The following is a 19,381-nucleotide window of genomic DNA, read 5'->3' as shown; positions in this document are numbered from 1 at the left end:
TTCGCTCGCGTGCGCCGAATCCGGTGGGCCCGCGTGCACTGAGGCGATCCCGCTGCTGGTGGTCGCCGGGGTCAACGCTGTTGTCAGGATGGGGAGTCGAAGCCACGGGCCCGGCCCCCCGTCGGCCGGGCCCACGGGGTGCACGCCCTCTAGGGGGCGGTCAGCGGCCCGTACGCGCCCGGGGCACGGTCGCGGTAGAACTGCCAGCGGTCGCGGACCTCGCGGAGCTTGGCCATGTCCAGGTCGCGGACGACGAGTTCGCTCTCCTTGTCGCTCGCCACCTCGCCGACGAACTGCGCCTCCGGGTCCACGAAGTACGACGTCCCGTAGAAGTCGTTGTCCCCGTACTCCTCGACCCCCACCCGGTTGATCGCGCCCACGAAGTACTCGTTGGCGACCGCGGCCGCCGGCTGCTCCAGCTGCCAGAGGTAGCCGGACAGACCGCGCGAGGTGGCCGACGGGTTGAAGACGATCTCGGCGCCCGCGAGACCCAGCGCACGCCAGCCCTCCGGGAAGTGCCGGTCGTAGCAGATGTAGACGCCGACCTTGCCGACCGCGGTGTCGAAGACGGGCCAGCCGCTGTTGCCCGGACGGAAGTAGAACTTCTCCCAGAAGCCCTCGACCTGCGGGATGTGTGTCTTGCGGTACTTGCCGAGGTACGAGCCGTCGGCGTCGATCACGGCGGCGGTGTTGTAGAGGACGCCGGGCTGCTCCTCCTCGTACATCGGCAGCACGAGGACGATGCTGAACTCCTCGGCCAGCGCCTGGAAGCGCCGGACGATCGGACCCTCGGGGATCTGCTCGGCGTACTCGTAGAACGCCTTGTCCTGGACCTGGCAGAAGTAGGGCCCGTAGAACAGCTCCTGGAAGCACAGGACTTGGGCGCCCTGCGCGGCCGCGTCGCGGACCGCCTGCTCGTGGACCTGGATCATCGACTCCTTGTCGCCGGTCCAGGCAGTCTGGAAGACGGCGGCGCGGATCACTCTGCTCATCGGGACCTCCGGTCGCTCGGTGTCCGGCGAGCCTAGGAAGCCCCGGGGGCGGCTTTGAGGTGCACGGTGTCACGTCTGCGGGCGCCCGGCGTTGCACGGTGTCACTCCGGCGCCGGCCCATGTCTCCCACCGTCTTCTCACGTGCTGACATCTCTCACCGCTGCTGGGCGTCGTGCGCGAGGAGCGCGATGTGCACGGACGCGGCCTGCTCGAAGTCGTCGAGGTCGACTCCCAGGCGGGCCTCTATGACCTCCAGCCGGCGGTACAGCGCGGGCCTGCTGACATGGTGCAGTTGCGCGGTCCGCGACTTGTTGCGGCCGGTCGCGAGATAGGTCCGCAGCACCGGCAGCAGTTCCGGCTCGGCGTCCGTCCCGCACAGCAGCCCGTCCAACTCGCGCTCGGCGAAGGACTGCACGTGCGGATCGTCCCGCAACAGCCGTACCAGACCCCGCAGATGTACGTCTCGGAGGCGTACGACCACCGGCAGGTCCGGCTCGGCCGGGTGTTCGGCGACGGCGTCGGCGACATGCCGGGCCTCGCGCAGTCCGGCGGCCACGTCGTCCCACACGGTCTGCGGACCGGCCGCGGCGACGACCGTCCGGCGGGCGTCCGATTCGGTGCGCAGCCGGGTGGCAAAGTGTGTCGTGAGCGCCTCCGCGTCCTGGTCCCGGGCGAGGCTCAGCAGCACGGCGGTGATCCCGTCTGACAGCTCGGCGACGAGTCCGGACAGCCCCAACAGTCGGAGCACCCGGCCGAGTTGAGCCGCATCGCCGTCCCGCACGACCAGCGGCACGAAGGTCCGCCGGTTGACGGGGAGCCCGGCGGCCCGCGCCCTCGGCAGCAGCTGCCGGGCCGGTACGACGCCGCTCACCAGGTCCGTCAGCAGGCTCTCCGCGGACTGTTCCTCCCAGGAGTGCGCCGCGCCGCCGAGCATGCGGTGCAGCACCAGTGCCTCGGCGGCCCGGTCGGCGAGCAGTCGCCCGGTGGCTCCGTCACCGCGGTACCCGCACAGCACGATGCGGCCCCAGCGCTCCCCGCGTCCGCCCAGCTCCGCGCGGATCCATCCGTCGCCCTCGCTGCCGCCGGCCTGCCGCGCGATGCGCTCCCAGTCGCGCAGTACGTCGTCGACCGCCGAGCGCTCCCCCGCGGTGGCGAGCACCCGGTGGGCCAGGTTGGTGACGACGACGGGACAGGCGGCGTGCCCGGCGATCTCGTCGAGCAACCGCTGCAAGGGGGCGCCCGCGGTGATGAGCCCGGTCAGCGCCGTCCGCACCGACTCCGACAGGCTCACGGCCGCGAACTTCTGCCGCACCAGCCGGGACTGGACCTCCTCCGTCAACTCGGCGAAGGGGAACGGCCGGTGGAGGACCACCATGGGCAGCCCGCAGCGCTCGGCGACCCGGCGCATCACGTCCGGCGGGGCGGGAAAGGCCCGGCCGAGCCCGAGCACCACGGCCGCGGCCTCGGCGCGGTGCAGTGAACGGATGTACTCGGCCTGCGCGTCCAGGTCACCGGCGAGCAGCACGCCCGTGGTGAGCACCATCTCGCCGCCGGTGAGCATCACCCCGACGTCGGCCGCCTCGGCGACGTGCACCCAGCGCACCGGCCGGTCGAGCTGGCCGGCGCCGGCCACCACCTCGGGCTCTCCGGCGAGCACCCGGTCCAGGTGCAGGACCTGGCGGACGGAGAGGGCGGGTTCCAAGGCGGTGGTCATGTGACGACGTTCCCCTTTTTCTGTGGCTCGGTTCGCCTCCGGGGCGCACAAGCCGGTGGTGCAAGGTCGACCGTGCCCAACCCTTCGGGCCTCCGCGTGCTCAACCTCTCACCAGCGGTGCGCCCCTTCGGCTCACTCGCCCTTGCTCAGGTCCTACGGGTACGCCAGGGCCGGCGGCCGGGCCTCAGCCACAGGCCCTGAGCGCGCGGTCGAGGATCGCCGCGCCCTCCTCGGCCTCGCCGACGGTGAGTGAGAGCGGCGGCGCGATCCGCAGCACGCTGGTGTTGTGTCCGCCGCCCTTGCCGATCAACAGCCCTTCCTGACGCGCCACTTCGAGCACCGCGGCCGCGGCCTCCGGGTTGGCCTCGTCCGTGCCGGGCTTGACCAGCTCGATGCCGATCATGAGTCCCCGGCCGCGCACCTCCCGTACCTCCGGCAGTTGCGCGGCGATCGCCCGCAGCCGCTCGATGAGCAGACCGCCGACCCGCCGGGCGTTGCCCTGGAGGTCGTGTTCGAGGAGGTAGGCGAGGTTCGCGAGGCCCGCCGCCATGGTGACCGGCGAGCCGCCGAACGTCGAGATGCTGTTGGCGTCCAGGCAGTTCATGAGGTCGGCGCGGGCGACGACTCCCCCGATGGACATGCCGTTGCCGATGCCCTTGGCGAAGGTGAGCATGTCGGGCGGCCCCGACGCGGCGTGCGCCTGCCAGCCCCAGAAGTGCTCGCCCGTCCGTCCCCAGCCGGTCTGCACCTCGTCGGCGATCCAGAGGATGCCGTGCTTCTGCAGCACCTCGCGGAAGGCCGCGTACAGGCCGTCGGGCGGAGCCGTGAAGCCGCCGACTCCCTGGATCGGCTCGGCGATCAGGGCGGCGGGCGCCCGGACATGGCCGAGCAGGTCCTCCAGGTCGGCGACGCAGGCCGCGATGAACTCGGCGTCGCTCAGCGCCGCGTAGGGTCCCCGGGTGCGGACGCCGCCGTGGACGTACAGCGTCTGGAGGGGCGAGAGGGAGGTCGGCGACCAGCCCTTGTTGCCGGTGATGCCGACGGCGCTGAAGGAGCGGCCGTGGTAGCTGTTGCGCATCGCCAGGATCTGGTTGCTCTGCCGGTACGCGGTGGCCAGCAGCAGCGCCGCGTCGTTGGCCTCCGTGCCCGAAGTGGTGAAGAAGACCCGCGCGTCCGGGATGCCGGACAACTGGGCGATCCGCTCGGCGAGTTCGACCATCGGCCGGTTGAGGTAGAGCGTCGAGGAGTGGATGATCCGCCCGGCCTGCTCGCTGACCGCCTTCGTCACCTCGGGCAGCGCGTGCGCCGTCATCGTCGTCAGGATGCCGCCGAAGAAGTCGAGGTACTTGTTGCCGTCGGCGTCCCAGACGTGGCGGCCCTCGCCGTGCGTGATCTCCAGGGGGTCGGCGTAGTAGAGCGCGAGCCAGTCGGGCAGCACGGCCTTGTGGCGCGCGTACAGGTCACTCACGGCTGCACCAGCCCTTCGTAGGCGTCCGGGCGCCGGTCACGATAGAACGCCCACTGCTGCCGTACCTCTTCGATCAGGTCGAAGTCCAGGTCCCGGACGACCAGTTCTTCGCCCTTGTCGCTCGCGGTCTCCCCCACGAACTGTCCGCGCGGGTCGACGAAGTACGACGTTCCGTAGAAGTCGTTGTCCCCGTACTCCTCCTGGCCGACCCGGTTGATCGCCGCGATGAAGTACTCGTTGGCTACGGCCGCCGCGGGCTGTTCCAGCTGCCAGAGGTGGGCGGACAGGCCCCGGGAGGTGGCGGACGGGTTGTAGACGAGCTGGGCGCCGTTCAGACCCAGCTGGCGCCAGCCCTCCGGGAAGTGCCGGTCGTAACAGATGTAGACGCCGACCTTGCCGACCGCGGTGTCGAAGACGGGCCAGCCGAGGTTGCCCGGTTTGAAGTAGTACTTCTCCCAGAATCCCTTGACCTGGGGGATGTGGTGCTTGCGGTACTTGCCGAGGTAGGTGCCGTCGGCGTCGATCACGGCCGCGGTGTTGAAGTAGAAACCGGACTGCTCGACCTCGAAGACGGGGACGACGATCACCATGCCGGTCTCGCGGGCCAGCTCGCGCATCCGGCTGACGGTCGGGCCGTCGGGGACGGGCTCGGCCCAGCGGTAGTGCTCGGGCTCCTGGACCTGGCAGAAATAGGGGGCGTTGAAGACTTCCTGGAAACCGATGACCTGCGCGCCCTGCCGGGCCGCCTCACGGGCGAACTCCTCGTGCTTGGCGACCATGGATGCGGTGTCGCCGGTCCAGGTGGCCTGGACCAGAGCGGCGCGTACGACGTTGGCCATGAGCTGCTCCTTCGACGGGACGTCAGAGAGCCTCTACGCCCGTAGACAAAGGCTGTAGAGGCTCGAAAGTAAGCCTCCGGGACGGCCTTGCCAAGACCATCGTCGTTAACCCGCGGAGTCGATCTTGTTTCACACTCCTGTGGGTGAGTTTCAGTCTGCGCGGCGACGGCTCAGGTGGCGATCCCGGCGACCCGCAGCGCGTGGACGAGATCCCAGTACCGCTCCTCGGAGGCGCCCCGGGCGGCCTCCAGCAGGAGTGGGACGAGGTGCACCGGGTCCGCCTCGACGCTCCGGGCGGCCTCCTCGGGGGTGCGGACGCGGACATACGCGTCGAGGAGCGCGCGGATCTCGCGATGGCGGCCCTCGGCGGCCAGGCCCTGGACGGCGGCCCCTATCTCCGGGGCGGGCCTGGCGACGCCCTGGCGGAGCATCTGGCTGCCGTCCGCGGTGCGGCCCGCCGCGACGAGCGCGTCCGCGGCGGCGACCAGCCGGTCGGCGGGCAGCGAGGCCGCCTCCCACAGCAGGGTCGCCCAGTCGGCGTCGAGGCCCGCGCGGTGCAGTTGGGCGGCGAGCAGCGGGAAGCGGGCCGCGGGCCAGTACGCGGCCTCGACGAGCAGCGCGTGCGCCTCGCCGGTACGGCCCTCGGCACGCAGCCGCACCAGTGCCTCGACGGTGTCCACGGTCTCCTGGCGTGCCGCGTCGTCCAGGGGTTCCCGGCGGGGCACGTCGGGCCGCGCCGGCTGCGCTGCGGCTCCCGCGAACCGGGCGCCGCCCGGTGTGCGGCCCTTGGCGGCCTGGGCCGGCACGGCGGGCGCCGCCGTCGGAGGTGCGGCGGCCGGGGTCGCCTCCGCCTCCGTCTCCATCATTCCGGCGAAGCGAGCACTGCCGCGCGGGCGCCGCTTGGCGCGCTGCTTGGGCACGGGGGGTGCCGGCGCGGGGGTCGGGACCTCGGGTTCGGGTTCGAGGTGAGAGGTGTCGGGCTCGGCACGAGGAGCGCCGGGCTCCGGGGCGTACCCGTCGCCGGGACGCCCGCCCGCGTGGTCACCGCCGGACCGCCCGGCCCCGTAACCGTCGTCGGACCGCCCGTCGGCATGGTCGCCGCCGGGCCGCCCGGCCGCGTACCCGTCGTCGGGCCGCGCCCCCGCGTGATCGACGTCGGCCGGCGCGCGCTCCGCGAAGGCGGACCACGCAGGACTCCGGCCGGCAGCGGGACCCGGCTGCCGGTCGGCCGGAGCGGACGGGCCCGTGTGTCGGTCGGCAGCATCAGCGGACGGGCCCGGCTGCCGGGCTGACGGTGCGTACGGGTCCGGCTGCCCTGCCGATGGTGCGTACGGTCCCGCATGCCGACCGGTGGACGCGGACCGGGCCTCATGGCCGTCCTGCCGGCGGGCACCCGCACCCCCCGTGCCGTCGGCCGGGAAGTCCCGCTCCTCCCGCGCGTGGGCGCGGCGGTCGAGGTCCTCCGTCCGCCGGCGGATCTCCGCGCAGCGAGCCGTGGCGCGGTCGTGGTCGTCGCGGGCCCAGGCCAGGTCGAGACGGACCGCCTCGGCCTCCTCCTGGGAGCCGGCCGCGTGCAGCTGACGACCGAGCTCGGCCTGGCGTTCGGCGGCGTAGCGCTGTTCGCGGAGCATCACGTCGAGGCGGTCACCGAGAGCCTCCCGGCCACCGGGCCGGCCGTCGAACGCGATGAGCGAGGCAGCGTGCAGGGTGCGCGCCCGCTCGGTCTCCTGAGCCGCGGCCCTGGGGCCGTACTGCCCCTCCAGGTCCTGAAGGAGCGCCTCCACCACGTCCCACGGCGGCGCTTCCCAGCCGTCCAGACATGCCCGCATACCGTCGGGGTCGCGCTGCCAGAACACCCCGCACCAGCCGGCGCCCTGGTCGAGGCGCGCCAGCAGTCCGTTCAGGTAGGTCGCGAACTCCCGAACCCGTCCCGGGAGTTGTTCCACACCCATCGCCCAACTCCCGCCAGACTGGAGTACTCCGTTCGGTAGAAAACACCAAGCGTGTTACGGAACGGCTACGAGGAGTTTTCAGACCGGGCGCAGTGCCCTCCCACGGATCACGTCACTTCGATGCGCAACCTCTCGCACGCCTCCTCACACCGCCGCCAGGACGCAATGCCCCGCGACCTCGTCCAGGGACAGCCCCAGCACCCGTGCCAGCGCGGCGACCGTGAAGAAGGCGGGCGTCGGGGCACGACCGGTCTCGATCTTGCGGAGGGTCTCGGCGGAGAGCCCGGCGCTCGCGGCGATGTCGGCCATGCTGCGACGGCCACGGGCCTCGCGCAGCAACCGCCCGAGCCGCTCGCCGCGTTCATGCTCTTCCGGGGTCAGAGGGGTGCGCACCATGGGCCCCATCCTAATCCCGGGGACCGTTATAAGAATAGGGCGCCGACCGGTATAGTAATTGGCATGGTGGAACTGAAGACGGATACGTCGATCGACGCGATGTACGAGGCCGGACAAGTGGTGGGCCGGGCGCTCACGGCGGCACGGGAGGCCGCCGCCGTGGGCGTCTCCCTCCTGGAGCTGGACGAGGTGGCGCACCAGGTGCTGCGGGACGCGGGCGCGAGTTCCCCGTTCCTCGGCTACCGGCCCTCCTTCGCCCCCACCCCGTTCCCGGCGGTGCTCTGCACGTCCGTGAACGAGGCGATCGTGCACGGCGTCCCGACCGGCTACCGGCTGCGCGACGGCGACCTGGTCTCCCTCGACTTCGGTGCCGAACTGGGCGGCTGGGTGGGCGACTCGGCGATCAGCTTCGTCGTGGGCAAGCCGCGCCCCGCCGACGTTCTCCTCGTCGAGACGGCCGAGCGCGCCCTGGCGGCGGGCATTGCGGCGGCACGCGTCGGCAACCGCATCGGCGACATCGCGCACGCCATCGGCACGGTGTGCCGCGCCGCGGGGTACGGCATCCCGGACGGCTTCGGCGGCCACGGCATCGGCCGCCATATGCACGAGGACCCTGGAGTTCCGAACGAGGGCCGGCCCGGGCGCGGACTCCCCCTGCGCCACGGCATGGTCATCGCCATCGAGCCCATGCTCATCGGCGGCGGCACCGACGGCTTCCACGCGGCTCCCGACGGCTGGACCCTGCGCACCGACGACGGCTCCCGCGCCGCCCACGCGGAACACACCGTGGCGATCACGGACGCGGGCCCGCGCATCCTGACGGCCCGCTAGAGGGACGCGGGCCCGCGCGCCCTGACGGCCCGCTGGTACGACACCGGGGCCCGGCCGCCGGCCGGGCCCCGAAGAGCAGAACGGTCGTCCCCGCCTATGACGCCGGTCGCACCACCATCGCCGACCCGCCGCCCCGGCGCACGGTCTCCGCCGCCGCGAGCCACTTGCCGTTCGGCAGCCGCTGCACCCCGGTGGCCGCGCCGATCTCCGGGTTCAGCTTGAAGGAGTGGCCGATGGACTCCAGTTGCGTGCGCAACGCGCTGTCGTAGAGGCCGGGTTCGAGTTCGGTCGTCGCCGCGTTGCGCTGGCTGGCGCGGGGCGCGGCGATCGCGTCGACGAGCGGGAGCCCCCGGTCGAGGAAGCCGGTCAGGGTCTGCAGCACGGTGGTGATGATGGTCGCGCCGCCGGGCGAACCGAGGGCCACGACCGGCTGGTTGTGGCGGTCGAGCACGATCGTCGGGGAGATCGACGAACGCGGACGCTTGCCGGGGCCGGGCAGGTTCGGGTCGTGTACGGCCGGGTTGGCCGGCGCGAAGGAGAAGTCCGTCAGCTCGTTGTTGAGGATGAAGCCGCGCCCCGGCACCGTGATGCCGCTGCCACCGGTCTGCTCGATGGTCAGGGTGTACGAGACGACGTTGCCCCACTTGTCGGCCACGGTCAGATGCGTGGTGTTCTCGCCCTCGTACGTCGTCGGGGCCGCCGTGCCCGACGCGGAGCACGCCGCCGGGTGCCGCGGGTCGCCCGGCGCCAGCGGGCTGGTCAGCACCGCGTCGTCCTTGATCAGGCACCCCCGCGAGTCCGCGTACCGCTGCGAGAGGAGTTCCTTCGTCGGTACGTCCTCGAAGGCGGGGTCGCCGACCCAGCGCCCCCGGTCCGCGAACGCGATCCGGCTGGCCTCGATGTAGCGGTGCAGATACTCCACCTCGCTCGCCTTGGAGAGGTCGGTCCGCTCCAGGATGTTGAGCGCCTCGCCGACCGTGCTGCCGCCGGAGGAGGAGGGCGCGATGGAGTAGACCTTGAGCCCGCGGTACGACGTGTTCGTCGGCGCCTGCTTCTTCGCCTCGTACGCCGCCAGATCCTTCTCGGACAGCTTGCCGGGGCGGGCCACGCGGCCGGAAGCCGGGTCCACGGGCGGCTTGTTCACGGTGTCGACGATCTGCCGGCCGAGCTTGCCGTCGTAGACGGTGTCGATCCCCTTACGGCCCAGTTCCTCGTACGTGCGCGCCAGGTCGGGGTTCTTGAAGGTCGAGCCGACCGCCGGCAGCGAGCCGCCTGGAAGGAACAGCTCGGCCGTGGCCGGGAAGTCCTTGAAGCGCGCCTGGTTGGCCTCGGTCTGCGACCGGAACGTCCCGTCGACGGTGAAGCCGTCCCGGGCGCTCCGCTCGGCGGGCTTCAGCAGCGAGCCGAGCCGCTCGCTGCCCCAGCTGTCCAGTGCGGTCTGCCAGGTGGCCGGCGTGCCGGGCGTGCCCACGCTCAGTCCGCTGGTGACGGCGTCGGCGAAGGCGAGCGGCTTGCCGTTCTCCAGGAACAGACCGGAGTCGGCGCTGAGCGGTGCCGTCTCACGGCCGTCGATCGTGTGCACCGTACGGGACTTGGCGTCGTAGTAGACGAAGTAGCCGCCTCCCCCGATGCCTGACGAGTAGGGCTCGGTGACGCCCAGGGCCGCCGCCGTGGCGACCGCCGCGTCGACCGCGTTGCCGCCCTTCTTCAGCACCTCGATGCCGGCGGCGGACGCGTCCGCGTCCACGCTCGCCACCGCGCCGCCGTAGCCGACGGCGACCGGCGTCTTGTCCGCGGCGGAGGCCGGGGGCGGCGCCGCCGCTCCGACCGACACCATGGCGGCCGAGACCGCCAGAACCGCCACATTCCGTGCGACAGGGCGACGCATCCGTACCTCCAGACAACGGCAGTCCGCGCAGCGTACTTCTTCGCCGAGGTCACGTCAGGACCGCCCCTCGAACACTGTTCCGTACGACCGCTAGCATGCGCGCCCATGAATGACGACGTGCGCAACATCGTCCTCGGCGTGGCCGCCGCCGGTATCAGCGCCTGCCTGGGCTGGCTCGCCCGCACCTATCTGTGGAAGCGCAGACTCCGCCGCAAGCAGGCCTTCTTCGGGCTGCCCGACAACTCGGAGTCGCTCCTCGTGGTCAACCGTGAGGCCGGCGGCCCCGAACTCACCGTGATGCGCCACGACGTGTTCGCGCTCCTGGAGCTCTCGGCACTGATCAAGGACTGCGGCGCGCACGCCCAGGTCGTCGCGCACGACGCGGCCCAGCAGGGGTTCGGCGAGCGCACCGAGTTCTGCGTCGGGGGCCCGGCGTCGAACCGGCGTATGGCCGCCCACCTCCACTCGCTGCTGCCGGGCATACAGGTCAACACCGACCCCGAACCGGGCCCGGACCGCGGCGCCTTCCAGATCGGCACCGAGCGCTACCGCCTGGAGTCCGGCCGGGGCGAGTACGTGGTTCTCGCGCGGCTCACCGCGGACCTCGGGCGCGGCGCGAGGCCCGTCTTCCTCTTCTGCGGCCAGCGCGCGATCACCAACCAGGCGGCGACCCGGTATCTCGCCCGCAACCACGAACGGCTGGCCCGCAAATACGGCGGCAACCCCTTCGTACTGCTGCTGAAGGTCGTCAACTCCCAGGCGTACGGCCCCGATGTCGTCGAACTGGTCGCGGACGTCACACGGACGGCGCAGGCCCCGGCGCCCACCGTTTCCGCCCGGAACTCACATCGCGCCTCCTAGGTTTCATCACCATTGAACAATCGTTACTACCGCGTAACTTACCGACGGGTTACTTCCGGTAAGAGGCCGAGGTTACCGTCGGGTCACTTTCCACTGACACGAGTGAGGAGTGGCCCGTGGGACACCCGCGCAAGGCCCTGCGTACCACCGCGGTAGGCGCCGTTTCGGCGACACTGATCGCCGGCACCGCCCTCGGGCTCACCCCCGCCGCCCAGGCGGCACCGAACCCCGTACGTTTCGTCGACATCACCGGAGACGGCGGCACGGTCCTCAAGGCCAACGTCGTCACGCCCGCGAACGCCGACAGCTCGCGGACGTATCCGCTCATCGTGCTGCCCACGAGCTGGAGCCTGCCCCAGGTCGAGTACCTCGCCCAGGCCCAGAAACTCGCCGACTCCGGCTATGTCGTGGTCAGTTACAACGTCCGCGGCTTCTGGCAGTCCGGCGGGGAGATAGAAGTCGCCGGACCGCCCGACGTGGCCGACGCGTCCAAGGTCATCGACTGGGCGCTCGCCAACACCCCCGCGAACAAGCGCCAGGTCGGCATGGCGGGCATGTCGTACGGGGCCGGCATCAGCCTGCTCGCCGCCGCCCACGACAAGCGGATCAAGGCGGTCGCCTCGCTCAGCGGCTGGGCGGACCTCATCGACTCGATCTACTCGGGCCGCACCCAGCACTTCCAGGCCGGCGCACTGCTGGACGGCGCCGGCACCATCACCGGTCACCCCAGCGCCGAACTCCAGCAGGTGTTCAAGGACTTCTTCAGCTCGAACCTGTCCGCGGAACCGGCACTGATCGCCTGGGGGAAGAAACGTTCCCCCCAGACCTACATCGACCAGATCAACGCCAACGGCGCGGCCATCATGCTGGCCAACGGCTGGGGCGACACGATCTTCCCGCCCAACCAGAGCGTCAAGTTCTACGAGGAGTTGACCGGGCCGAAGAGGCTGGAGTACCGGCCCGGCGACCATGCCACCGCCGAGGTGACCGGCCTGTTCGGGCTCCCCAACGACGTGTGGACGGACACCGAGCGCTGGTTCGACCACTACCTCAAGGGCGAGGACAACGGCATCGACCGTGAGCAGCCGGTGCAGCTCAAGTCCCGTTCCACGGGCGGCTACGAGGGCTATCCGGACTGGAAGTCGGTCGCCGCCACCCGCAAGAAGATCTCCCTGGCGGGCACCACCACGATCCACGCGAACGTGGACTCCGGCGCGGACGGCGGGGTCATCTTCCTCTCCAGCATTCTCGACCAACTGGCCCAGCTGCCCCCGATGGCGTCCATCCCGCTACTGCCGCGCCGCTGGGCGGCCGTGTGGCAGTCGGCGAGGTACGCGAGCGCCCAACAGGTCCGCGGTACGACCAAGTTGCACACGACGGTCACCGGCACCAAGGAGAGCGGCACCCTCGTCGCGTACCTCTACGACGTGGGCCCGCTCGGCCTCGGCAAGCTGGTCAGCCATGCGCCGTACACCTTCCACGGGCAGACGCCCGGCAAGCCGTTCGGCGTCGACCTGGAGCTGTTCTCCACGGCCTACGACGTCCCGGCAGGGCATCGGCTCGCCCTGGTCGTCGACACGGTCGACCCGCTCTACATCGAGCACAACCCGTCCGGCGCGCAGCTGACCTTCTCCTCACCGGAGCACGACCCTTCGTATGTGTCGGTGCCCCTGCGCGAGTAGTGATCTCCGGCTGCTGCCGGGCGGGCCTGGCCCTCTCAGCTACTGCACACCCGGCAGCAGCGTCCCTGGTTCGGCCGGTGCCACGTCCACGGCCTCGGTCTTGGGACTGCGCTGCTCACGCCTGGACACCCATTGGGCGAACCAGGAGAGCAGCATGCACATCCCGATGTAGATCGGCGAGATCACCATCACCACGGGGATGAACGGCAAATCGTAGTCGAGGTTCGACGCGATCAGCTTCCCGGCGTGGAGGAACTCCTCGTAGGTGATGAGGAATCCGAGCGAGGTGTCCTTCAGTGCCACCACCAACTGGCTGATGATGGCGGGCAGCATGGCCCGTACGGCCTGCGGCGCGAGGACGTGCGACATGACCTGGGTCTTGCGCATGCCGAGCGCGAACGCCGCCTCCCGCTGGCCGCGTTCGACGGAGTTCACCCCCGAGCGGAAGACCTCGGCGAGGACCGAGCCGTTGTAGAGCGTGAGCCCCGTGACGAGCGCGGGCAGCGGCTGCACCTTCAGTGCGACGAAGACGAAGAAGATCATCACCAGTACCGGCATGGCCCGGAAGAACTCGACGATCAGCGTGGCCGGCCAGCGCACCGGGCGGTGGTCCGAGAGACGGCCCGCCGCCAGGATGCCGCCCAGTGCCAGCGAGAGCACCGCGGCGATCCCGAAGGCCTTGAGCGTGTTGCCGAGGCCTCGCAGCAGCAGCTCCTGGATGCCCTTGTACTCGAAGGGCATCCACTTGGTGTAGGTGAACTGGTCGGTGTCGAACAGGAGATAGAGGATCCAGCCGATCAGGGCGAGGATCAGCGCGGTGGACAGCAGGCCGTAGAGACGGTGCCGATGCCGGGTCCTCGGTCCCGGAAAGTCGTAGAGGGCGTTGGCCACAAGGGCTCTGGCGGTCATCGGGCGACTCCCCAGCGCTTTTCGAGGACATTGAAGATCGCGCTGATGGCGAGGGTGACGATCAGATAGCCGACGGCGATCCAGACGAAGGTCCAGATGATGTTGTAACCGAGCTCGCTGAGCGTCTTGTACGTGCCGAGCAGCTCGGTGACGCTGAACGCCCCGGCGATCGCCGAGTTCTTGGCGAGGGCGATGAGCGTGGAGCCGACCGGCGGGATCACGGAGCGGAAGGCCTGTGGCAGGACGACCACGGACAGGGTCTGGCTGAAGGTCATCCCGAGGCTGCGGGCCGCCTCCCCCTGCCCCTTCGGCACGGTGTTGATGCCGGAGCGCAGCGCCTCGCAGATGAAGGCCGAGGTGTAGCAGCCGAGCGCCAGGACGGCGAACACCTCGAAGGGCAGGACGAGTCCGAAGCGCGGAAGCCCGAGCAGCACCGCGAAGAACAGCAGGGTGAGCGGTGTGTTGCGCAGCACCGTCACCCACACCGTGCCGAAGACCCGCAGGGAGCCGACCGGGGCGACCCGGAACGACGCCATCAGGAATCCGAGCACGAGCGCCAACAGCGAGGCGTACACGGTGAGTTCGACTGTGCCGAGGAATCCGTCGCCGAAGGTGGAGAAGTTGTCTGTCAGTACGTTCACGTCGGCCTCGCTCAGCTCGCCGGGTAGCGGTCGATCGCGGGCGGGGTGGGGGCGGGCACGCCGGACAGGCCGAGCGTCGCCTCGTAGGCCTTCTTCCAGTCGCCGTTCTTCTCCCGGGCCTCCAATGCGTCGTCGAGCGCGAGCCGCAGCACGGTGTCGCCGTGCGGTACACCGATGCCGTACGGCTCCTGGGAGAAGGGCTTGCCGACGACCTTGAGTTCGTCGGGCACCTTCGCCGCGTAGCCGATCAGGATCGCGTCGTCGGTGGTGACGGCGTCGACCTGGTAGGTGAGCAGGTTGTCGACGCAGACCGAGTAGGTGTCGTACGCGACGAGCGTCGCCTTCGGGTAGTCCGACTTGATGCGCTGGTACGGGGTCGAACCGGCCGCCGAGCAGACGCGCTTGCCGGCGAGGTCCTGGGGTCCGGTGATGTCGTGCTCGTCGGTGCGCACGAGCAGCCCCTGACCGGCCAGGTAGTAGGGGCCGGCGAACCCGACGAGCTTCTTGCGCATGTCGTTGATGGTGTAGGTGCCGACGTAGTAGTCGATCTGCCCGTTCTGCAGGGCCGTTTCGCGGTTGGCGGAGGCGATCGTCCTGAAGCGGACCGTCTTCGGGGCGAAGCCGAGCGAGGCCGACATCATCTTGGCGATCTCGATGTCGAAGCCGGAGTAGCCGCCGCCCGCCGGGTCCTTCTCGCCCAGGTAGGGCTGGTCCTCCTTGGCGCCGACAGTGAAGTGGCCGCGCTGGCGCGCCCGCCGCCAGGTGGCCGAGTCGGTGAGCTGAAAGCCTTGTGCCACTTGGTAGTTGGGGAGCTTCCCGGCGGCCGGCCCCTTGGCCGGGGGGCTGCCCTCCTTGCCGCAGGCGGTGGCGGTCAGCACCGCGAGGGCCGCTAGGGCAAGGCACACACGTGTCGTACGGATCATGCGGTGCACTCCCCCGCTCAGTGCTTGAGGATCTTGGAGAGGAAGTCCTTGGCGCGGTCGCTGCGCGGGTTGGTGAAGAACTCCTCGGGGGTGCGGTCCTCGACGATGCGGCCGTCGGACATGAACACGACGCGGTTGGCGGCGGAGCGCGCGAAGCCCATCTCATGAGTGACGACGATCATGGTCATGCCGTCGCGGGCGAGTTGCTGCATGACCTCCAGGACCTCGTTGATCATTTCCGGGTCGAGGGCCGAGGTCGGCTCGTCGAACAGGAGGGCCTTGGGGTCCATGGCGAGGGCGCGGGCGATGGCCACGCGCTGCTGCTGTCCACCGGAGAGCTGGGCCGGGTACTTGGGCGCCTGTGAGGCGAGGCCGACCCGGTCGAGGAGTTCACGCGAGCGCTTGTCGGCCGACTCCTTCTTGCGTCCGCGCACCTTCATCTGGGCCAGCGTGACGTTCTGCAGCACCGTTTTGTGGGCGAAGAGGTTGAAGGACTGGAAGACCATGCCGACTTCGGCGCGGAGCTTGGCGAGTTCCTTGCCCTCCTCCGGCAGCGGGCGGCCGTCGAGCTTGATCGCCCCGGACTCGATCGTCTCCAGCCGGTTGATCGCCCTGCACAGAGTCGACTTGCCCGACCCCGAAGGGCCGATGACGACGACCACCTCCCCCTTGGCGACGGTGAGGTTGATGTCCTGCAGGACATGCAGCTCGCCGTAGTACTTGTTCACGTCATGCAGTTCGATCAGTGGATCGACGGCCATCCCCAGCCCTACTCACTCTCAGCTGTGTCGCAGTTGCCGCAAACTATCCAGACAAGAACTGACTTAGCGCACGACACGCACTTTTCGGGCATTAGCCGTATTTACGACAACTGGGGTGAAGGGTGGCTCGTCGAGGCAACGCCGCAGGGGGGTGCGCCAGGCCACGCACCCGCATGATCCGTCGGACAGGCCCTACGCCTCGGCGGCTTCCGCGTACACCTGCGACAGCTGGGGGACGCCCTGCACGGCCCAGTCCAGGCCCGCCTCGACGACCGGGATCTCACGGCCGGAGGCGAGCCGCACCACCGGACTGCCGCCGGGCCACACGTGCCAGGCGGCGCCGGTGACCGTGCGGACCACGACCGTGCCGAGGTAGAGACCCGCGTCGTTGCCGAGCCAGGGCAGGGCTTCCGCGTCGTCGCGCCAGCGGGGCAGCAGCTGGTCGAGCGCGGCCAACGACGCCGGGGAGTCGTCCAGTTCGAGCCCGGCCGCCGACGCCTGGGAGCGCAGCAGCTCGCACTCGGAGAGCAGATCGGCCACGCCCTCCGGGTCGTCCTCGAAGGCCGCGGCGAGCACACGACTCTGCTCCGCGGGGTGCCGCTTGCGCCACTTGTCCAAGAAGGGGATGTTCATGACCGGCCTCTCCACGAGGGAAACGATCGCCGACGAGTCCGCGTTCCCGATGGCCCCGCGTTTCTGTCGATTCCACTTTCCCGACATGCCCGCGAATGTATCCCGGGGCAGTTGATCACGGAATCATCCACCTCGCGGCTCCCGCGGATCCACACAACCGGGCCGCGATCCCCGCGTCCCCGTCGCGCCTGCCCCGGTCACCACGGCGCCACCTCCCGATGAGGGCGACGACTTCCGGCGCCGCTGCGCCGCGGATCCCGTGAACGTGGCGGCACGGCGCCGACCCACATTGCGCCGCACCGCCCTGTCGAAGGCCCTCTCGCCCCGCCGGATCCGTAGGTTCGCCGGCGAGGCGATCCCGGGCCTGCGCGCCGACTGCTCCCGGTGCGGAACCCCTGGCGTGCTCGGGATGTGACCGGCCGGCGGATACGGGCTGACGGTTCCCCGGCTCGCTGCCGCCCCGTACGGCTCTATTCGCCGATGCGGGACGCCGCTTCGCGCTGCTCGGCCTCGGCGACGGCGGCGGCGGCACCGCGCTCGCCGAGGTCCGGGCTCCCGGATGAGCCCGGTCCGGGTCGGCACAGTTCTGCCTGAACTCCCCGGTGTCAGCGCCCTGTTGATACGGCGGGACGGCTGCGCGGCGTTGGGTGGACGGCACGTGGGATCCGTCCGGACGCGAACTTGTCCCCGGTGGCGGCGACGTAGTTGAGGAGTTGAGCCACCCCCTCCAACCCGCCCTTGCTCCAGATGCCGATTGCCACGGTCGTCGCGCCGGCCCGGGGCTCACCCCGGCTCACCTCAAGCCGGCCGTACCAGCCCGGCGTCGTACGCGAAGATCACCGCCTGGACGCGGTCCCGGGCGCCGATCTTGGCGAGGATGCGGCTGACGTGGGACTTGACCGTGGACTCGGCCAGGCAGAGGCGTTCGGCGATCTCGGTGTTGCTCCAGCCCGAGGCCATGACGGTGAGTACCTCGCGCTCGCGGTCGGTGAGGGTCTCGAGGCGGCGGTCCTGCTCGGGGGTGCGGCCGGGCATGCGGTCGCCGAAGGCGTCGATGAGCTTGCGGGTCAGACCGGGAGAGATGACGGCGTCCCCGGCGGCCACCGCGCGGATGCCCGCGACGAGTTCCTCGGGCAGCGCGTCCTTGAGGAGGAAGCCGCTGGCCCCGGCGCGCAGCGCGGCGTACGCGTACTCGTCGAGGTCGAAGGTGGTCAGCACCAGGACACGGGACCGGCCGCCGGACTGCACGATCCGGCGAGTGGCCTCGATGCCGTCCATGCTGGGCATGCGGACGTCCATCAGGACGACGTCGGGGCGCAGTTCGGCCGCCAGCCGGATCGCCTCGACGCCGTGCGTGGCCTCGCCGATGGTGCTCAGGTCGGGGTACTGCTCGATGAGCATGCTGAAGCCGAGGCGTTGCAGTGCCTGGTCGTCGACGATGAGGACGGTGGTCATACCGGGTGCTCCTCCGTGAGGCGGGGGGCGGCCGAGGCGGGGAGGACGGCGCGGACGGTCCAGCCGCCACGGGAGTTGGGGCCCGCGGCGACCCGTCCGCCGTAGAGCGCGGCCCGCTCGCGCATGCCGACCAGGCCCTTGCCGTGTTCGTCGGTGCCGGGTGTCCGATGCGGGCCGGTGTCCACGACGGTGACGCGCACCGCCTCCGGGCCGGCCGCGATCGTGACCTCGACCGTCGTGTTCGGTGCTGCGTGCTTGAGCGTGTTGGTGAGGGCTTCCTGCGCGATGCGGTAGACGGCGAGCTGAAGTCCCTCGACGAGACCGGTGAGTTCGCCCTCGATGTGCAGGGTGACGGCGGGGCCCGCGGCCCGGACCCGTTCCATCAGGGCGCCCAGATCGGCCAGCCCGGGCTGGGGTGCGAGCGGAGTGTCGCCGGGCTCGTCGTCGTGGATGACGGCGAGCAGCCGGCGCAGCTCGGCCAGGGCGCCGCGCCCGCTCTCGGCGATGATCCGCAGCGTGTCCGCGCCCCGCTTCGGCTTGGTCTCGGCGAGTCCGGCGGCGCCGCCCGCGAGGCCGACGATGACCGCGAGGGTGTGGCCGAGGATGTCGTGCATCTCCCGGGCGACACGGGCGCGTTCGGTGGCCGTGGCCAGCTGGGCCCGCTGGTCGCGCTCCATTTCCAGACGTACGGCGTGTTCCTGGAGGGCCTCGACGTAGGCGTTCACCAGTTTTCCGGCCAGACCCAGCGCGGCCATCGACAGCACGGCGACCACGGCGAGGAACGCCAGCACCGGGGTGCTGGCATCGTCGTTCGACATCCTGGCGCCGCCGTTGAAGAAGACGAACGACACGAAGGTCTGCGTGAGGGTGTACGCGACGGCGACGGCCAGCTGACCGGGAGCCCCGAAGCGCCCCAGGTTGAGCAGTGCCACCAGCTGAGTGGCGCTCGCACCCGAGTCGACGCCCAGGAACAGGGACACCTCGGAGAGGACGGCCAGGAAGGCGAAGACCAGCACGGGCCGCTGCCTCCGCCACAGCAACGGCACGGTGTAGCCCGCCGTGATCGCCAGCATCAGCACGAAGGCGGGGCCGGAGTCGTGGGCCGCGCGTACCAGGGCCGGAACGCCGCCGAGGGTGTAGAGGGCAGGAACCCCCCACCGCCTGGCCCTCGGATGGGCCACATCGGCCGCCCGCATCCGCCCCAGCCAGGTGAGCAGCCGGACGACCGACCGGTACTCGGAGTCGCCCAGCCGGGTCCGTCCGATCAGGCTCTCGGGATGGACGGACCGGTCCGTCGGCGGTGCGGTCACGTGGGACACCCTCCACGGTGCAGGCGGGCCGCCCGCCGGTCCCGGGGGGGGAGAGACCGGTGGGCGGGGACGGTGTGGTCGACAGGGACGGGAGGCGTACGGCCGTGATCGGCGTCCTCGTGTGGA

At 70.7% G+C, this 19,381-nt stretch carries 17 protein-coding genes; 3 read left to right on the top strand and 14 right to left on the bottom strand.

The window, feature by feature from the left end:
• Positions 1-149: 149 nt before the first annotated feature.
• The 6 genes from ACFWM2_RS00600 to ACFWM2_RS00575 form a co-directional block, all read right to left on the bottom strand.
• Positions 150-992 carry a nitrilase-related carbon-nitrogen hydrolase gene (locus ACFWM2_RS00600; protein ID WP_383271472.1) on the bottom strand — a complete coding sequence of 281 codons (843 nt, stop codon included), beginning with the start codon at positions 990-992 and terminating at the stop codon, positions 150-152.
• 154 nt (positions 993-1,146) lie between these two features.
• Positions 1,147-2,706, bottom strand: a complete 1,560-nt coding sequence (locus ACFWM2_RS00595) for a PucR family transcriptional regulator (RefSeq protein ID WP_383271470.1) — start codon at positions 2,704-2,706, stop codon at positions 1,147-1,149.
• 184 nt (positions 2,707-2,890) lie between these two features.
• A complete protein-coding gene (locus ACFWM2_RS00590) occupies positions 2,891-4,174 on the bottom strand; it encodes an aspartate aminotransferase family protein (RefSeq protein WP_383271468.1) in 1,284 nt (427 codons plus the stop codon).
• A complete protein-coding gene (locus ACFWM2_RS00585) occupies positions 4,171-5,013 on the bottom strand; it encodes a nitrilase-related carbon-nitrogen hydrolase (RefSeq protein WP_383271466.1) in 843 nt (280 codons plus the stop codon). The genes ACFWM2_RS00590 and ACFWM2_RS00585 overlap by 4 nt, the downstream gene beginning before the upstream one ends.
• A gap of 170 nt (positions 5,014-5,183) precedes the next feature.
• Positions 5,184-6,965 (bottom strand): hypothetical protein, encoded by a 1,782-nt coding sequence (locus ACFWM2_RS00580; RefSeq protein WP_383271464.1) that lies wholly within the window; start codon positions 6,963-6,965, stop codon positions 5,184-5,186.
• A gap of 144 nt (positions 6,966-7,109) precedes the next feature.
• Positions 7,110-7,361, bottom strand: a complete 252-nt coding sequence (locus tag ACFWM2_RS00575) for a helix-turn-helix domain-containing protein (protein WP_383271462.1) — start codon at positions 7,359-7,361, stop codon at positions 7,110-7,112.
• Between the two features lie 63 nt (positions 7,362-7,424).
• On the opposite strand from ACFWM2_RS00575, the gene map reads away from it, so the two are divergent.
• The gene (map, locus tag ACFWM2_RS00570; protein ID WP_383271460.1) at positions 7,425-8,192 is read left to right on the top strand and encodes a type I methionyl aminopeptidase; all 768 of its coding nucleotides are present in this window, start codon (positions 7,425-7,427) and stop codon (positions 8,190-8,192) included.
• A gap of 94 nt (positions 8,193-8,286) precedes the next feature.
• On the opposite strand, the gene ggt is transcribed toward map, so the two are convergent.
• Positions 8,287-10,080 (bottom strand): gamma-glutamyltransferase, encoded by a 1,794-nt coding sequence (gene ggt / locus ACFWM2_RS00565; protein ID WP_383271458.1) that lies wholly within the window; start codon positions 10,078-10,080, stop codon positions 8,287-8,289.
• Positions 10,081-10,185: 105 nt separating this feature from the next.
• Here ggt and ACFWM2_RS00560 point away from each other — a divergent pair, with 105 nt between their 5' ends.
• On the top strand, positions 10,186-10,941 hold the full coding sequence (locus tag ACFWM2_RS00560; RefSeq protein ID WP_383271456.1) for a hypothetical protein: 756 nt from the start codon (positions 10,186-10,188) through the stop codon (positions 10,939-10,941).
• A 116-nt stretch (positions 10,942-11,057) separates the two neighbouring features.
• Positions 11,058-12,623, top strand: a complete 1,566-nt coding sequence (locus ACFWM2_RS00555) for an alpha/beta fold hydrolase (RefSeq protein ID WP_383271454.1) — start codon at positions 11,058-11,060, stop codon at positions 12,621-12,623.
• Between the two features lie 39 nt (positions 12,624-12,662).
• Here ACFWM2_RS00555 and ACFWM2_RS00550 read toward each other — a convergent pair whose 3' ends face one another.
• The 7 genes from ACFWM2_RS00550 to ACFWM2_RS00520 all read right to left on the bottom strand — a co-directional run bounded on the left by ACFWM2_RS00550 (position 12,663) and on the right by ACFWM2_RS00520 (position 19,264).
• Complete coding sequence (locus ACFWM2_RS00550; protein WP_383271452.1) at positions 12,663-13,532, bottom strand: amino acid ABC transporter permease; 870 nt, start codon at positions 13,530-13,532, stop codon at positions 12,663-12,665.
• Positions 13,529-14,173, bottom strand: a complete 645-nt coding sequence (locus ACFWM2_RS00545; RefSeq protein WP_383271450.1) for an amino acid ABC transporter permease — start codon at positions 14,171-14,173, stop codon at positions 13,529-13,531. Before ACFWM2_RS00545 ends, ACFWM2_RS00550 begins: the two co-directional genes overlap by 4 nt.
• Before the next feature lie 11 nt (positions 14,174-14,184).
• Entirely contained in the window at positions 14,185-15,096 is a 912-nt protein-coding gene (locus ACFWM2_RS00540; protein WP_383271448.1) for a glutamate ABC transporter substrate-binding protein, read from the bottom strand.
• 17 nt (positions 15,097-15,113) lie between these two features.
• Complete coding sequence (locus tag ACFWM2_RS00535) at positions 15,114-15,857, bottom strand: amino acid ABC transporter ATP-binding protein (RefSeq protein WP_383271446.1); 744 nt, start codon at positions 15,855-15,857, stop codon at positions 15,114-15,116.
• Positions 15,858-16,049: 192 nt separating this feature from the next.
• Positions 16,050-16,490, bottom strand: coding sequence for a DUF6278 family protein (locus ACFWM2_RS00530; RefSeq protein WP_383271444.1), 441 nt, complete (start codon positions 16,488-16,490; stop codon positions 16,050-16,052).
• A 798-nt stretch (positions 16,491-17,288) separates the two neighbouring features.
• Positions 17,289-17,945, bottom strand: a complete 657-nt coding sequence (locus ACFWM2_RS00525; protein ID WP_383271442.1) for a response regulator — start codon at positions 17,943-17,945, stop codon at positions 17,289-17,291.
• On the bottom strand, positions 17,942-19,264 hold the full coding sequence (locus ACFWM2_RS00520) for a sensor histidine kinase (RefSeq protein WP_383271440.1): 1,323 nt from the start codon (positions 19,262-19,264) through the stop codon (positions 17,942-17,944). The genes ACFWM2_RS00525 and ACFWM2_RS00520 overlap by 4 nt, the downstream gene beginning before the upstream one ends.
• Between the last annotated feature and the right edge of the window lie 117 nt (positions 19,265-19,381).

It is taken from the genome of Streptomyces sp. NPDC058371 (assembly GCF_042723265.1).
In the GTDB taxonomy this organism is placed as follows: Bacteria; Actinomycetota; Actinomycetes; order Streptomycetales; family Streptomycetaceae; genus Streptomyces.
This window is presented reverse-complemented; position numbering and strand designations above follow the sequence as displayed.